A 15,341-nucleotide genomic window follows, 5' to 3' on the forward strand; every position below is an offset into this window, starting at 1 on the left:
AAGACGATTTATGCCAAAAATTACCGTACTACCGCATCATGAAATTTGCCCTGAAGGCGCCGAAGTCGAGCTAGAAGCTGGCAGCAACTTATGTAAAGCGCTATTGGAAAAAGGCATTAAAATTGAACATGCATGTGAGATGTCAAAAGCCTGTACCACATGCCATGTGGTCGTCCGTAAAGGTTTTAATAGTTTAGATGAAATGGATGATATTGAAGCCGATTTATTAGATCGTGCTTGGGGATTAGAGCCTGACTCACGCCTATCTTGTCAGGTCATGCTCGATGATGAAGATTTAACCATCGAGATTCCTAAATATACGCTCAACCATGCAAAAGAAAACCACTAAACGCTAACCGTAAAATTCATCTGACTGTTATATTGCAAAAGCCAGCTATCATAATAATAGCTGGCTTTTTTGCGCTTGATTGTATAAACATTATTTTTGGATGATTATTTATGACGATTGTCATTGATTGTCATTACGTTTGCTTGCTGCCGCTATGTCAGTTGCCACTTTTTCTTGCTCCTGCTCGACACGTTCAAGCGCAAAATTTAAGCGTGCTCTGATATCTTGATAATCATTATCCTTCATATCTTTAAAATTTAGATGCAAATTGAAACCTGGTAGTGTGTGATCAACCCACTTTGATAAATGACCTTTATACGTATCTGGATCCAGCACTTGCCATGCATTTACCTTGCTATCAAAACCCTTTAACTTGAACGCACCCGCATGCTGACAATCATAATTATGACAGATATAATCGTAAGTACTCTCACTGACCAGTATCTCATCTTTACCAGCGCTCGATTCAAGTCTTGCCGCTAGATTAGCCTCTTTACCAATAAGAGTATAACTTAGACGATTATTACTACCAAAATTACCAACATGGCAATAACCTGTGCTGATGCCTATACGGATGTACAACCCCTCAAAGCCCATCAAGCGCCATTTCTGCCTCAAAGTTCGCATCTCGCGACGCATATCTATTGCCATTGCGATACAGTCTAAAGCATCTTGGCGCGCACCGCGACTATTTGGCTCACCGAAAAAACACACCATGCCATCACCAATAAATTTATCAAGTACGGCGCCATGCTTGTTTGCTATCAATGTCATACAATGCATATAAGTATTTAAGATATCAGCCAAATTGTCAGCGCTCAAACTATCTGACAACTCCGTAAAGCCAACGATATCTGAGAACATAATCGTCAGCTTAGCACGCTTATTAGCAACGGTAACTGGGCTATCAGATTTTACGATAGGCTCCCAAACTTGTGGAGGTATGAAGCGCGTCAACTTATTAATGACAGAAACCATTGTACTTAAGCGCCCAACGGCCTGATGAGCACGAGTTTCATAACCAATATACTCTTGGTACACATGCCAAAACTGATACAGTATGACGATCATACTGGCTAATAATATTATTGGTGTGGTCCAGCCTTCATGGCAATCTATATCAGCACTGCTTAGGGTAACGCTAACATAATAGAAAACAATGACGGTTATTACAGAGACGGCAATCAGTTTTAAATGATTTTCAGGGCTACTGATAATAATTCTGAGTGCTATGAGCGCGGCTAAGCTAAGCGAAATAACCGTGCAAAACTGTATCGATCCAATAACTACCGATAGTAAAATGATAACAATGTTAGACGTCCAAAAGCTTTTTTGGCGGCGATAGTTATAAATCAAAATCATTAAACTTGGCAGACAAACAATAACGAGCAGTGCCATTGAAGTAGGTCTAAAATTAAAATGTACAGCGAGGAGTATTACGGTAAGCATTAAAACGAAGACTTCTGGATAGTCAAATCGATAAATCCCTTCATTTTTTGAAGAGTGATTTGGTCTCAGCGTGTCTAAAAAAGGCATATGAAGTATTCGCTTACGTAAAACAGGCTATGTAAAAAACTAAAAGGCTTGAGGATAGCACACGCGCACTACCTACCTCTATGCCAAGTTGTGTATAAAATTAATCAATGATTACATTATACTTTTTAAATGCAACAAAACCCATGTCACTGATAGCCAAAAGCCTACCACTCATCACTCATCTTGTCTTAATATGCTACTAAATCGGGATTATAAGACATATCGTTTGAGCAAAACACAAAAAATCCAGATAATATTTATCTGGATTTCAAATACTTAAAACCTATTAATATATAAAAATTAGGGGCTGTAATAACTGAGCATAACGTTGGCACATAACCGTAAAACGACTAAGACACCAAAATAAAGCCTAACTTTAAACGTTTAGCCATTTTTCCAGTTATTTTGATGGGTCAATCGATGCCTAGTTAATCGATACCTAGCCAATAGAGTATCATTATCAATTTGCCAATCAACTTACCGACCTGTTACTACTCAGGTATTTATTACATTTGCCAGTCAAACGGCATCTGATGATGGCCACGTAGCGCCATCATTAACGTTTGCTGCATCTGCGCCAACACCTCTTTAGTATAAGGAATAGCAGGGACGCCCCATACTGGATTTGGCCATTGCATGTCATTTTGATAGCGAACGATGTGATGAAAATGAAGTTGGGGCACTTGATTACCGAGTGCAGCTACATTCATTTTATCAGCTTGAAAGGTCTTGGCTAGCTGACTCGACAACCAGCTTGACTCACGTAAAAACTGTGTTTGATCGGCTTCAGATAACTCATATAACTCTTTGATACCTGATACGCGCGGCACTAATATTAACCAAGGAAACTGGCAATCATTGATTAAACGACAAGTCGATAATGGGAAGTCACCCACTAAAAAGCTATCGGCAGCAAGTTTATGATGAAGTTGGAACATAATGACGGTTCTCTTGTTATGACACTCAGATAAAAGGAATATAAATCTAGAAAAGCAGAATTTAATTTAATAAAAAACAATAGGCTAAATATAGGATGCCGCTATTTTATCAGTTATCCGACCGATAAAATAGCGCTATGACTCATTGTCTTGACGTCCTACTTGAGCACTGTCTAGCTGACTTATTAAGCTGATTGAATCGACCGAAAATCATTGCTAAGCTCTCAAAATGCCGAAATACCAAAACAACTACGCTGACTCTGCCACCATATGCTCGCTAAAATAGCGTAATAACTCTTGTATCGCGGTGACGCGCTGTTGCGGCGTTCCCAGTTTATCAGCATCTTGATAACGAATACCAGAAGCACCGTTCATACGATAACGCTGACCATTGCTCTGAATCAACTTAATAATTGCCAAGGCATCGACTGGGGTATCAGGCGCAAACTCTAATGTCATGCTATTACTATTGGCATCAATCTTATTAATCTTGAGCGGCTCAGCTTGTATACGCAGTCCGTGGATGGCAAATAACTGCTTAGTTTGCTCTGGTAATGTACCAAAACGGTCAATCATTTCGGTACGAATATCAATCAATGCCTCTTTATCATCGGCATTACTGATGCGCTTATAAAATAACAAACGCTGATGGACATCATGCAGATAGTCTTCTGGTATCAATGCTGAGCTATGCAGATTAATCTCACTAGTCAGCGACAATGGTGTACTTAAATCAGGCTCTTTACCCGCTTTAATCGCCTTAGTTGCTCGCTCTAGCATGTCCATATATAAACTAAAACCAATCGCCTGCATATTACCACTTTGCTGCTTACCAAGTATCTCACCAGCACCGCGAATTTCTAAGTCTTCGCTAGCCAGCATAAAACCTGCACCCAGCGTATTGGCGCGTTCAATCGCATGCAATCGGCGCTTAGCATCGCCTTTAAGCCCTTTGATAGAAGGCACAAGTAGATAACAGTACGCTTGATGATGACTACGACCGACACGACCACGCAGCTGATGTAATTGTGCCAAGCCAAACTTATCAGCGCGCTCAATGATAATGGTATTGGCATTCGGTACATCAATACCGGTTTCGATAATGGTGGAGCATATCAGGACGTTGAATTTTTTATGATAAAACTGCTGCATCACTTGCTCAAGTTGGCGCTCTTGCATTTGCCCGTGAGCAACCCCTACTCTCGCCTCAGGCACCAATTCACGTATGGTTTCTGCCATACGCTCAATGCTCGCCACATCATTATGTAATAAATAAACCTGCCCACCGCGCAATAACTCACGCAAGATGGCCTCTTTCATTAGAGCATCCGTTTTTTGCATGACAAAGGTTTTAATCGCCAAACGACGTGCTGGCGGTGTCGCGATAATTGACATGTCACGCATACCTGAGAGCGCCATATTGAGCGTTCTAGGGATGGGGGTTGCTGTCATCGACATACTATCCACATCCGTCTGAATCGCCTTGATACGCTCTTTATGGCGCACCCCGAAGCGATGTTCTTCGTCGACAATCATCAAACCTAAACTAGAGAATTTCACATCAGGTTGTAACAGTTTATGGGTGCCGATGACGATATCGACTTTACCTGCTGCTAGATCTGTCAACACCGTTTCTTGATGCTTTTTTCCGCCAAAGCGCGATAGCGTCTCGATACGCACTGGCCAATCAGCAAAACGGTCGCGGAAATTGTCTTCATGCTGACCGGCCAGCAAGGTCGTCGGCACTAGCACCGCTACCTGATAACCGGCGCTGACGGCAATGAATGCTGCCCGCATAGCTACTTCAGTCTTACCAAAACCCACATCACCGCAGATGAGCCGATCCATTGGTTGGTTTTGTCGCATGTCTTCCATCACCGCATGAATGGCATTGGCTTGATCCGGCGTTTCTTCAAAGGCAAATTGACTGGCAAAGAGCTCATACTGTGACGCATCTATTGTAAAATGAATACCGACTTTGGCTTCACGACGCGCTTGCATATTAAGCAGCTCGGCCGCTACATCATGGATTTGCTCAAGCGCTTTTTGTTTGGCTTTATCCCATTTTCCGCTACCGATTTTGTGCAATGGCGCAAGTGCTGGGTCACCGCCACTATAACGGTTAATCATTTGCAAATTAGCAACGGGCACATAAATACTGGCATCATCGGCATATTTTAAGTGGATAAACTCTTGCTCACCGTCGCCCACATCTAACGTAATCAGCCCATTATAACGCCCAATACCATGCTCGATATGAACAACTGGGCTACCTTCGGTTATTTCAGTAACACTTTTAACCAAAAACTCTTCAGACACCCCGCTTTGACGACGACGGCGTGTTTGCAATACTTGGCGACCAAATAACTGCGTCTCACTAATCAGCACCAGACGCTCAGGAACATATACCCCACGTTCAATGGGCGCAACGGTTAAACCAACCTGCGGTAGCTTATTACCTTTAACGCTGTTGGTTTTGTCCGCTGCTAAAAACGCCTCAAAACTATCATAAGCTTTGATATCGATTTTGCCTTTAAACAACTCGATGAGAATTTCGCGGCGACCCGCTGTTTCAGCAACGATCAATGCTGGCGTCGCTGTTTGTGCTTGCAGCTCTAAAAATTCTAATAGCTGGGTAAGAGGCTCAGCCTTTTGGTGGTTAACGGTCAATTGTGGCGGCTCTTGCGCACTGAGCGTCACCAAGCCTTGCTGCTTATTTGCCGTCAGCGGCAATTGAGGCTGCAAATCTGACTGGTGATCAACTTGTAACAACGAACTGTCTACTAACAATGGATCATCGCTGTCAATCGCAGCGACATCCGTCATGCTAGCCAGCTCATTGCGCGCACTGAGAATCACGCGCGGATAATGATTAAGATGCTCATTTAAAGTATTCGATAGCAAATATAACCATTCAGGCGCGACAATAGGTTTATCGATATCATGACGACGCTCTTCATAACGGCGCTGAATTTGTGACCAGTAATCTACCTGTTTTTCATTAATCAATTCATCAGTGATAAACAGCGCATCGCTTGGTAAGTAAGCAAACAAGCTACTCTCTGCTGTCCATTCTTTTAAATCAAAAAATAGCGGCTGATAATATTCAAGTCCGCTACTAGCGATACCTGCCATTACGTCTTTATGTAGCTCAAACTTACGGCTGCTCGCATTAGGGAACATCGTAGCGAAGTTGGTACGAAACGTCTCACGCCCTTCATCAAGCGGAAATTCTTTGGCGGGTAGTATTTGGAATTGTTCGATAGGTTTTGAGATATCTGGTAGCTTGTGTAGCAGTGATAGTGACTCTTTGCCCATGCTACTATCGTTGCCGCTCATCATTGTTTTGAGGTGATCAACGGTCAATGTCCGCTGGGTTTGCGGATTAAAAAAACGAATGGTCTCAATCTCATCATCAAACAAATCTAAACGTAGTGGGAACGGCTGACCCATGGCAAAGATATCAATGATGCTGCCACGTACCGCGAATTCACCCGGCTCAAATACATTCTCAACGGCGCGGTAGCCTGCCTTTGCCAGCAATCCGCGCTGGGTATTGATATCAAATCGATCACCAACACTCAAATCAAAATGCTGCCCTATCAGCCAGCTTGGCGGTGCGACACGATGCATCAACGCCTGAACTGAGATGAGCAGCACGCCTGACGTTGGCATATCGGTTAATAGATTGATACGCTCACTAACAATATCTTGATGCGGTGACAGCTCATCATAGGTCAACGTCTCCCAATCGGGGAACACATAAGCATCGACGCCGCAAAATGCCAATTCTGTTTCTATCTGGTTAAGCTGGTTTTGGTCACGAGTTACCACGACTTTTAATCGGTCGGCAACATTCCATAGCGGTGTTTGCACCAGACTTGCTAGCCACAAACTGCTGACTGCACCATGCACAGGTGCCAGCCAACGCCGCTCGGCATTCTGGATAGGAAACAACTGCTGGTTAATTGGTTCAAACGCGTCAGTCAAAGCAGTGATAGGCATAAAGAGTAGGATCAATGTTAAGAGTCAGAGAGCTATTATACGAATATTTCAGCAATTACCAAAATTTATGCCGTAACGGTTTGTCACTTAGCATTTTTATTAAAAAACCAATAGCCAAATAGCTGATAAAGATTATATTCGTATATAAAGACAGGATGATTAAATGTAAAAACCTCAACGGCTAAGCTGAGGTTTTTGAGTGCTATTTATTAAGCTGGTGTTAAATTAATGGCTTGTCGCTAGCGATAATACCGTTATTGTCTGCGTAGACAAACATACCAGAATTTAATGTTAAATCACCAAAGCTAATTTCAATATCGGTTTGACCTTCATCGCGGCGATTCGATTTACGCGGAATGCAACCAAGCGCCATAACACCGATGTCCATTGCTGCCATATCATCAACATCACGGACGCAGCCGTATACGATAACCCCCGCCCAGCCATTATCAATCGCTGACTGCGCAATCATGTCGCCTAGCAGAGCACAACGCATTGAACCACCACCGTCAACCACCAACACCTTACCGTTACCGTCTTTGTCTTTACCATCGCTATTTAGCAATGATTTGACGCGACTATTGTCTTCGAAGCATTTCACCGTCACAATTTCACCGCAGAATTTCCTTTTGCCGCCAAAGCTATGAAAAGACTTACCTTCGATATTAGGCAAACACACCTGCGACTCAGGATTGGCATCCAATAAATCACAGGTCACAAAGTTCTCTTTATCCGTTGTTATTGATTCTGGCATGTCTGACATAGTGACGCTCCTTGTTATGTATGATTGGTTGTTTATGACTGATTATTTATGACGAGGGCTTAATTTTAATTGTTCCTTCAACTTAATACTTAGGCTATTTTTTAACTTTAGTCATCGCTAGCATTTGCTTATTTTCGATGATATCAGTGGTTTGGATAGCTGGTTCATTACGGTATTTATTACGCTGATAAACATCATGCGCACTCATCGCCATGGCAATGGCAACGCGTTTGGCGGAAATGGGATGCAGTGACAATGATTCTGAAACTAAGGGCGATATCAGCTGAAAGGCTTTTTGACCAATACTTTCAAGCGGACGACCTTTATGCTTGCCAAGTAACAAGGACGGACGGAAAATAACTAGCTGCGTAAAACCTAGCGCCATAATAGACTGCTCAGTTTCAGCTTTTACGCGATTGTATAAAAACCGACTATGAATATCAGCATTCATGGATGATAACAAAAAGAAATTTTCAACACCTTTTTCTTGGCAAAGTTTGGCAAAATTGACATTATAATCATGATCAATCTTTCGAAAGGCCTCATCGCTACCAGCCTGCTTCTTTGTCGTACCAAGACAGCTAAAAGCGTCCGTCTTTCTATCAACGCCAACACTGGCAAATATTTCAGCCAAATTATCAAAATCATTAACCTGATAAAAACGCATGCTGGTATTGATATAGCGTGGCGGACGCCTTGCAATCACAATTAACGTGTCATAAAGCTCACTAAGCTGTTTGACAAGATGCTGTCCGACCAATCCTGTCGCGCCAATTACAATTGCTTTTCGCTGCATAGCCTATCCATTTATAGTGTGTTGGAAAATAGATGATAATGAAAAATCTGATTTTAAAGCCTATCACCAAAGCTTTTCATCTTAGGGCGTATCCTCATTTTTAAAATGGTGATAACAATGAGATAAATCATAGTCAAATGAGGAAAATAGCGCAGATACTATCAGAATGTTAAATAGTATCGGGATATTAACCAGCTATTTGACATTTTTTTTAACATTGTTTGGCAAGATTCAGCCACTTTTAGCCCATTTATATGTCCATCGATTGAATTGAGGACATGCCCTAGTATCATACCTAAATTAACGCATAACTGAGGGTATTCTATAGAATTTATTGTAAGAGATTTTATCGGCTAAGCGATTTATTCACTCATAAGCGGTTTTTGGTGCAACAATATTGATAAATATTTCAAGAAACAGTTGAGTAGAGACACAAAAAACTGTCGTATATATGATCACACAACTTCTTTAAGCATTAATCATCAAATATATTGTTCTAAGGGCGATAATTTGCTAAGATAACCGGCTTTACACGTTAACGCTGTTTAATTATTCCAAACAGTTTTGGCGCTTGCGATGCTCTATTGCTCATTTAGGTGCCTTTAATAATAGATAGGTACTTTAATGTTAGACATCGACATCATGTCTGGCGAGACGGCTGCTCGTTACCGATGATGGTTAAACCCTTTTTTATTGTAATCCACATTCATATTTTTATCTGTCTTTATCAAGGAGATTCGCGTGGCTAATACTGCACAAGCTCGTAAACGCGCCCGTCAAAACACCAAACGTCGTCAGAACTCTGCGTCACAACGCTCTATGGTTCGTACTTACTTAAAACGTGTTGATGCGGCTATCGCAGCTAAAGATTATGACGCGGCTACCGAAGCTTACAAAAAAGCGGTACCAGTTCTTGATCGTATGGCTGACAAAGGTATTATTCATAAGAATAAAGCTGCTCGTCGTAAGAGCCGCCTGAACAAAACCATCAAAGGCCTACAAGCTTAAGATTGTTAACGTTTAGACCACATCTCGCCTTTATAGTGTGATGACTAAAACCTTGTTACTGGTTCTAATACTGGGGCAAGGTTTTTTTATGTCTGCTTGAAAAATGAGTAGTAATCTTTTAAATAGTATTTAGATCCATTTTACTTCTGGTGGTAAGAGCAATGTATTAGGATGAAAGCCGGCAGCACGGTAGCCGTCTAATAAAGTATGAATCGGGCGCACATACACTTCACCGCGCCAAACGAAGTGTGCACTGGCTTGTTCAAACGGCTTATCATCAAACCACAAAAACACGCCTTCCATCATCTTTGGCCAATCATTCCAATCAATCTCTATCACATCAAACATCACTGCTAAAAAAGCAGACAACAAAGTATCATGACTAACAGCAAGCATGAGATGCCCTCGCTGCGGCTGATGCTGATAAAACAACGATAAAATATCGAGACCGCCTTGGTAAGCGTTTTTGGTACCTTCAAGATTGCCTTGCAAAAATCGATTGATAAAGTTGAGTACACCAATTTCTTTAAATACTGGATTTGCTATTTCAGGCTCAGTCACTAAGCTACCAGGCTCGACCAACAATGACTGATGCGTAATATCACGTTGTAGTCCCGCCCCTGCTTGCATCAGCTGCGCCGTGTCAATACAGCGTCCAATCGGACTTGAGATACTGTCTACATCGAGCGAGTACGGTAAATGCCCTGCCAACCAACGCCCCCACGACTTCGCTAGTACTCGACCTTTAGGTGTTAGGGGTAATTGATAACTGGCAAAACCATTACCATCAGAGCGTTCACGTAAGGAATGTCTGGTAAATAAAATCAGCCGTTTATCTTCAGGCAATAAGCTGACTGAAGAAATCATACTATCAGGCAAGTGCGAAGGTGCTGGAGCACTTGGAGTATGACTCGCAAGCTTTTCAGCAGACAGTTTTGAGGGATTGTTATTGAGATATTTGCTCATGGTAGCAAGCGTAGCAGATTTTTTGATATGAATGAACAAAATATCAGTTCGATTGTAATATTGCTGACGAGTCTAGGCGGTTAGACTTTAAAATAAGCGTTATTTTATATTCGCTATTTTAAAAAGACAGATCAAGGTGACAAATAACTAAAAAGATATCTGCTTTTAAATGATTAAAATTACTTAGCCGATATCAATGACTTTGTCCCACGCAAATGCTAATGCAGTGCTGCTCACCTCATTTGGATACGCACGTGGATTGACAATGATTCGTGTATTACCAATACGGTAATCAAATGCTTCGTGTGTATGTCCATGTACCCATAATATTGGCGCCCAATCTTCATGCATCCAGCCAGACAAATCACTGATAAAAGCTGCGTTACTTGGTAGATTCGCATACTTCTCAGAAACCGATAATGGACTGATACTATGATGACTCATCACAACAGTTTTTTTGCCAAGTGTTTTGGCGGTGATCAATGCTTGCTTTAACCATTGACGCTGCTTAGCATGGATTTGCATCGATATTTCAGGTGAAAAGAGCTCGCCTCCAGCATAGATTTGTTTATAGTCACGCATAAAGCGCATAGCAGCAGCTATAGTATCTTCATTGGCCTGATATTGGTAATCTGTCCATAAAGTACAACCTAGGATGCGTATGTCACCAATATCAATATATTGACACTGTAGAAAACGGACGCCTTGCTGCGACTGGGCATTATAATTATCCCAAGTCGCAAGCTTTTTATCAAAATGTAGCACATCTTCATTAAAGTATTCATGATTACCAGCTATCGTAATCACAGGCACTTGCAAACGTGCTGCCTGCTCTTGTAGCCATGGCATACCACTATCACTGTTGGCAGTATCGCCCGCAACTAATACCACGTCTGCATCAGTTTTGGGAATATGCCCTAGCGGATGTGACTGACGCGCATAACTGTCAATATGTAAGTCACTTAAAATCTGTAATTTCATAAGTTCTAATATCATTAAATAAACATAAATAGTTTAGCACTTTTTGATATACCCGCAAAAATTAAAAAAAGACAGCGGATTAGGCTGTCTTTTTTATCATGCTGACACTATAAAATGCTAAACACTTTGTAAATATACAAATATTTTATAAGTATCTAAATACCTCGGAGTATCTTTTGTAATTTAGCCGCAGGATCTGCTGCCTGAGTAATTGAACGACCAATTACCAAATAATCAGAACCATCATCTAACGCCTGTTTTGGCGTGCAAATACGCTTTTGATCATCTGCATTGTCGTCTAGCAAGCGAATACCAGGGGTAATCAATTTAAAATCTTGACCACATAGTGTCTTGAGCGTTTTAGCTTCTTGTGCTGAACAGACCACACCATCAAGACCCGCTTGCTTGGTTAATTGTGCCAATCGACTCACTTGCGCATCTAGACCATCGGTAATACCTGTTTGCATCAATGCTTGATTATCCATAGAGGTCAGCACGGTGACGGCTATCAGCAAGGTATCAAAGTTACCGTCTAACAAACGCTGTTTAGCCAATGACATCGCCTCTAAGCCCGCGCTGGCATGCACATTCACCATCCATACGCCAAGCTCAGCTGCCGCTAGTACCGCTTGTGCGGTAGTATTAGGAATATCATGGAATTTCAAGTCTAGAAATACGTCAAAATTACGCTGATGTAGCGCCTTAACTATCTCAGGACCACAGCGAGTAAATAGCTCTTTACCCACTTTTAAGCGGCATGATGTTGGATCTAACTGATCAGCTAATGCTATCGATGCCTCCATTGTCATATTATCTAAGGCAACGAGGACTGGGGAGTTCATTGTATTATTCATGGTTTTACCATATCTATATCAGAATTATCAAAACACTATATATGGACTGCTCATAGATCAGTACAAAATATAATTTATTCTCGCTTTTGTTTGGTAAGTGTCGCGCCTTCATCTACAGTAAGTACTTCTGCGTCTTGCACTTGCACATTGGTTGCTGTCGAACCATAAACAGCTTCTTCCACCGTTGGTGCACTTGCTTGGCGATCAATGACAGCATTGGCTTGTGTCAATTGCGCTTGCAAGTTCACATTCGATTTTTGCAAACGCGAGATTTCCCACTTGTTTTGTAAAACACGAAAGAGCAGCAGCGCAAGTAGCATACCAATCACAATACCTAGTATCAGACACAGGATCAGCAATAAGCCCAAATTCATCGTCGGCGCTTGTGAAAACAGTAAATTTACGCCAACCTCGGTATTATTGGCCAATACCAACCCTAATGAATAAGCGAAGCTTAAAAACAGCAGTACAAACAGTAAAAAGCGCATGAGACGTCTACCTCGATTTGGAATGTCGTTAGTGTTTTAAAAATAGCACTCTAAAACCTTCATCAACCCACACATTTATATGCTTATAAACTCACTAGTGATAAATTCTAGCAAAAGTGGCTGGCAAGCACTCTTGTTGGCAATTTTACCCAATAAATACTTTATAACACACTTAGCTATTTGCTACTGTATCATTGACTGCTTCACGTAATGCTTTACCTGGTTTAAAGTGCGGTATCGCTTTGGCTGGTACAGGTACGCTTTCTCCTGTCTTAGGATTTCGACCCATACGGGCACGACGATGGTGCAGACAAAAACTGCCAAAACCACGAACTTCTACGCGTCCATCATTGGCTAACGTATCGGTCATCAAGTTTAATATTTCACGTACTGCATCATCGACTACAGTATCAGTCATATTGTCACAGTTCGCACTTAAATTACTAATAAATTCGGACTTGTTAATCGCTTGCTGCATTATTACGCTTGCCTTGTTGATTAATGGATAAGATGACTGTGAATTGAACCATCATTTTCGATAGCTGGTTACTTTTAAAACAAGCTATACATCAAGATCATAAAGATAAATAGCCATTCACTAAAATAATATCAGTGTCTTAAATAAGTAATAATTCACATCTCGTTACTCAATGTTGCAAATGATAGCGGATATTACGGTAAATGGAAATAAGAGTTTGCCTGTTTGAGCAAAAACCTCATTGATTAATAGTGCACTTAAAATTTAAGCAAAAAAAAAGCGACCATAGTCGCTTCTTTTATAATCTTATATCAATAACGTGCAGCTTACTGCATTTGCTCTTTGATCAAGTCACCAATTGTTTTTGGCTGTGCATCAGAACTGGCAGTAGTACTAGTCGTGCTAGTGCTGCTTAGCTCTTTAATCGCTTGACGCTCTTCAGCTTCGTCTTTCGCTTTGATAGACAAATTGATGTTGCGAGTTTTACGATCAACACTGATGATTTTCGCTTCAACGTCATCACCAACGCTCAAATGCTTAGTCGCATCTTCAACACGGTCACGTTGAATTTCAGAGGCACGTAGATACGCTTCAACTTCGTTAGCAAGCTCGATAGTAGCGCCTTTAGCATCTACTTCTTTTACTTTACCATTAACGATAGCACCGCGGTCATTGTTGACTAGGTATTCGTTGAATGGATCAGAGCTTAACTGCTTCACGCCTAGGCTGATACGGTTTGCTTCTGCATCTACTGACAATACCATTGCTTCAACGGTGTCGCCTTTATTGTAGTTACGGATAGCGTCTTCGCCAGTTTCGTTCCAAGAGATATCAGATAGATGAACAAGACCATCAATACCACCGTCTAGACCGATAAAGATACCGAAGTCAGTGATTGATTTGATCGTGCCAGTGATCTTATCACCGCGCTCATGTTTCTTATCAAACTCATCCCATGGGTTAGCTAGAGTTTGTTTGATACCTAGGCTGATACGACGACGTTCTTCATCGATATCAAGAATCATTACTTCAACTTCATCGCCCACTTGAACAACTTTTGATGGGTGGATGTTTTTGTTGGTATGATCCATTTCTGATACGTGTACTAGACCTTCAATACCTTCAGAAATCTCAGCAAAACAACCATAATCAGTTAAGTTGGTTACGCGTGCTTTAACCACACTACCTACTGGATAAGTGCCGCCAACGTTATCCCAAGGATCAGTACCAAGTTGTTTTAGACCTAGGCTAACGCGATTGCGCTCACGGTCAAACTTCAATACTTTAACTTTTAGGTCTTGACCAACTTCAACAACTTCAGATGGATGCTTGATACGGCGCCATGCCATGTCAGTGATGTGCAATAGACCATCGATACCACCTAGATCAACGAATGCGCCGTAATCAGTAAGGTTCTTAACGATACCTTCGATCTCGATGCCTTCTTCAAGCTTATTCAATAGCTCTTCGCGCTCAGCTGAATTTTCAGCTTCCATAACTGCACGACGGCTAACAACAACGTTGTTGCGCTTTTGATCAAGTTTGATAACTTTGAATTCTAGCTCTTTGCCTTCAAGATGCGTGGTGTCACGGATAGGACGAACATCTACCAATGAACCTGGTAGGAACGCACGTACTGAACCGATATCTACAGTGAAACCGCCTTTAACTTTGCTTGAGATGATACCTTTTACGATTTCATCATTATCAGCGATTTTTTCAAGGAAGTTCCAAGTTTCAACACGTTTGGCTTTTTCACGTGAAAGCAAGGTTTGACCCATGCCGTTATCAACCGCTTCAACCACGACATCAACGCTATCGCCAACTTCAACTTCAAGTTCGCCTTCTTCGCTTAAAAACTCTTCACGAGCGACGATACCTTCAGATTTCAGACCAGTATCAACAGTGATCCAGTCGTTATCAATGGCCACAACAGTACCAGTGATAACCGAGCCACGCTCGATATCCAGACCTGTTTCTTCGATGCTCGCTTCAAATAGTTCAGCAAATGATTCCATTATGTCTACCTTTGTATAGCCGTATCCTGTCCAGCACAGTACGGATCAAATTTATGATTGCATAAAACGAGAATACTGGTTTTATATCCCATACAATCATATATAAAAACGTTTGTTGTTAGTAAGCACATAACTTATTAAACTCACTAGCAACAACTGTC

Annotated in this window: 13 protein-coding genes; 2 read left to right on the forward strand and 11 right to left on the reverse strand. The window is 41.5% G+C overall.

The features are described from left to right. Positions 1-10: 10 nt before the first annotated feature. Positions 11-349, forward strand: coding sequence for an ISC system 2Fe-2S type ferredoxin (gene fdx, locus ACI2JM_RS02600; RefSeq protein ID WP_045445066.1), 339 nt, complete (start codon positions 11-13; stop codon positions 347-349). A gap of 120 nt (positions 350-469) precedes the next feature. Here the strand turns inward: fdx and ACI2JM_RS02605 are convergent, their stop codons facing one another. The 5 genes from ACI2JM_RS02605 to ACI2JM_RS02625 form a co-directional block, all read right to left on the reverse strand. Beyond that, positions 470-1,747, reverse strand: a complete 1,278-nt coding sequence (locus ACI2JM_RS02605; protein WP_227685440.1) for an adenylate/guanylate cyclase domain-containing protein — start codon at positions 1,745-1,747, stop codon at positions 470-472. Between the two features lie 644 nt (positions 1,748-2,391). Continuing rightward, a complete protein-coding gene (locus ACI2JM_RS02610) occupies positions 2,392-2,823 on the reverse strand; it encodes an HIT domain-containing protein (RefSeq protein ID WP_045445060.1) in 432 nt (143 codons plus the stop codon). Positions 2,824-3,072: 249 nt separating this feature from the next. Further along, on the reverse strand, positions 3,073-6,828 hold the full coding sequence (gene mfd / locus ACI2JM_RS02615; protein ID WP_404641888.1) for a transcription-repair coupling factor: 3,756 nt from the start codon (positions 6,826-6,828) through the stop codon (positions 3,073-3,075). 220 nt (positions 6,829-7,048) lie between these two features. Further along, the gene (gene rraA, locus ACI2JM_RS02620) at positions 7,049-7,582 is read right to left on the reverse strand and encodes a ribonuclease E activity regulator RraA (protein WP_404642205.1); all 534 of its coding nucleotides are present in this window, start codon (positions 7,580-7,582) and stop codon (positions 7,049-7,051) included. A gap of 103 nt (positions 7,583-7,685) precedes the next feature. Continuing rightward, entirely contained in the window at positions 7,686-8,387 is a 702-nt protein-coding gene (locus ACI2JM_RS02625; RefSeq protein WP_404641890.1) for an NAD-dependent epimerase/dehydratase family protein, read from the reverse strand. A gap of 741 nt (positions 8,388-9,128) precedes the next feature. Between ACI2JM_RS02625 and rpsT the strand changes: the two genes are divergently transcribed. After that, positions 9,129-9,395 carry a 30S ribosomal protein S20 gene (gene rpsT, locus ACI2JM_RS02630; RefSeq protein ID WP_010200097.1) on the forward strand — a complete coding sequence of 89 codons (267 nt, stop codon included), beginning with the start codon at positions 9,129-9,131 and terminating at the stop codon, positions 9,393-9,395. Positions 9,396-9,524: 129 nt separating this feature from the next. Here rpsT and ACI2JM_RS02635 read toward each other — a convergent pair whose 3' ends face one another. The 6 genes from ACI2JM_RS02635 to rpsA form a co-directional block, all read right to left on the reverse strand. Next, positions 9,525-10,361: a histidine phosphatase family protein gene (locus ACI2JM_RS02635; protein WP_404641893.1), complete on the reverse strand. Its 837-nt coding sequence runs from the start codon at positions 10,359-10,361 to the stop codon at positions 9,525-9,527. A 183-nt stretch (positions 10,362-10,544) separates the two neighbouring features. Beyond that, entirely contained in the window at positions 10,545-11,342 is a 798-nt protein-coding gene (locus tag ACI2JM_RS02640; protein ID WP_404641895.1) for a metallophosphoesterase, read from the reverse strand. Positions 11,343-11,497: 155 nt separating this feature from the next. Next, the gene (gene pyrF, locus ACI2JM_RS02645) at positions 11,498-12,196 is read right to left on the reverse strand and encodes an orotidine-5'-phosphate decarboxylase (RefSeq protein WP_404641897.1); all 699 of its coding nucleotides are present in this window, start codon (positions 12,194-12,196) and stop codon (positions 11,498-11,500) included. A gap of 74 nt (positions 12,197-12,270) precedes the next feature. Next, positions 12,271-12,684 (reverse strand): lipopolysaccharide assembly protein LapA domain-containing protein, encoded by a 414-nt coding sequence (locus ACI2JM_RS02650; protein WP_404641899.1) that lies wholly within the window; start codon positions 12,682-12,684, stop codon positions 12,271-12,273. 172 nt (positions 12,685-12,856) lie between these two features. Then, entirely contained in the window at positions 12,857-13,162 is a 306-nt protein-coding gene (locus ACI2JM_RS02655) for an integration host factor subunit beta (protein WP_045445047.1), read from the reverse strand. A gap of 326 nt (positions 13,163-13,488) precedes the next feature. Further along, positions 13,489-15,180 carry a 30S ribosomal protein S1 gene (gene rpsA / locus ACI2JM_RS02660; protein WP_404641901.1) on the reverse strand — a complete coding sequence of 564 codons (1,692 nt, stop codon included), beginning with the start codon at positions 15,178-15,180 and terminating at the stop codon, positions 13,489-13,491. Between the last annotated feature and the right edge of the window lie 161 nt (positions 15,181-15,341).

Origin of the sequence: Psychrobacter sp. NPDC064578 (assembly GCF_044901245.1) — a bacterium.
Classification (GTDB): Bacteria; Pseudomonadota; Gammaproteobacteria; order Pseudomonadales; family Moraxellaceae; genus Psychrobacter; species Psychrobacter cibarius_C.

What these genes read in the sequence shown, in the direction of transcription:
- fdx (WP_045445066.1), top strand. Translation starts at nt 11, where the DNA reads ATGCCAAAAATTACCGTACTACCGCATCATGAAATTTGCCCTGAAGGC.
- ACI2JM_RS02605 (WP_227685440.1), bottom strand. Translation starts at nt 1,747, where the DNA reads ATGGCACTGCTCGTTATTGTTTGTCTGCCAAGTTTAATGATTTTGATT.
- ACI2JM_RS02610 (WP_045445060.1), bottom strand. Translation starts at nt 2,823, where the DNA reads ATGTTCCAACTTCATCATAAACTTGCTGCCGATAGCTTTTTAGTGGGT.
- mfd (WP_404641888.1), bottom strand. Translation starts at nt 6,828, where the DNA reads ATGCCTATCACTGCTTTGACTGACGCGTTTGAACCAATTAACCAGCAG.
- rraA (WP_404642205.1), bottom strand. Translation starts at nt 7,582, where the DNA reads ATGCCAGAATCAATAACAACGGATAAAGAGAACTTTGTGACCTGTGAT.
- ACI2JM_RS02625 (WP_404641890.1), bottom strand. Translation starts at nt 8,387, where the DNA reads ATGCAGCGAAAAGCAATTGTAATTGGCGCGACAGGATTGGTCGGACAG.
- ACI2JM_RS02635 (WP_404641893.1), bottom strand. Translation starts at nt 10,361, where the DNA reads ATGAGCAAATATCTCAATAACAATCCCTCAAAACTGTCTGCTGAAAAG.
- ACI2JM_RS02640 (WP_404641895.1), bottom strand. Translation starts at nt 11,342, where the DNA reads ATGAAATTACAGATTTTAAGTGACTTACATATTGACAGTTATGCGCGT.
- pyrF (WP_404641897.1), bottom strand. Translation starts at nt 12,196, where the DNA reads ATGAATAATACAATGAACTCCCCAGTCCTCGTTGCCTTAGATAATATG.
- ACI2JM_RS02650 (WP_404641899.1), bottom strand. Translation starts at nt 12,684, where the DNA reads ATGCGCTTTTTACTGTTTGTACTGCTGTTTTTAAGCTTCGCTTATTCA.
- ACI2JM_RS02655 (WP_045445047.1), bottom strand. Translation starts at nt 13,162, where the DNA reads ATGCAGCAAGCGATTAACAAGTCCGAATTTATTAGTAATTTAAGTGCG.
- rpsA (WP_404641901.1), bottom strand. Translation starts at nt 15,180, where the DNA reads ATGGAATCATTTGCTGAACTATTTGAAGCGAGCATCGAAGAAACAGGT.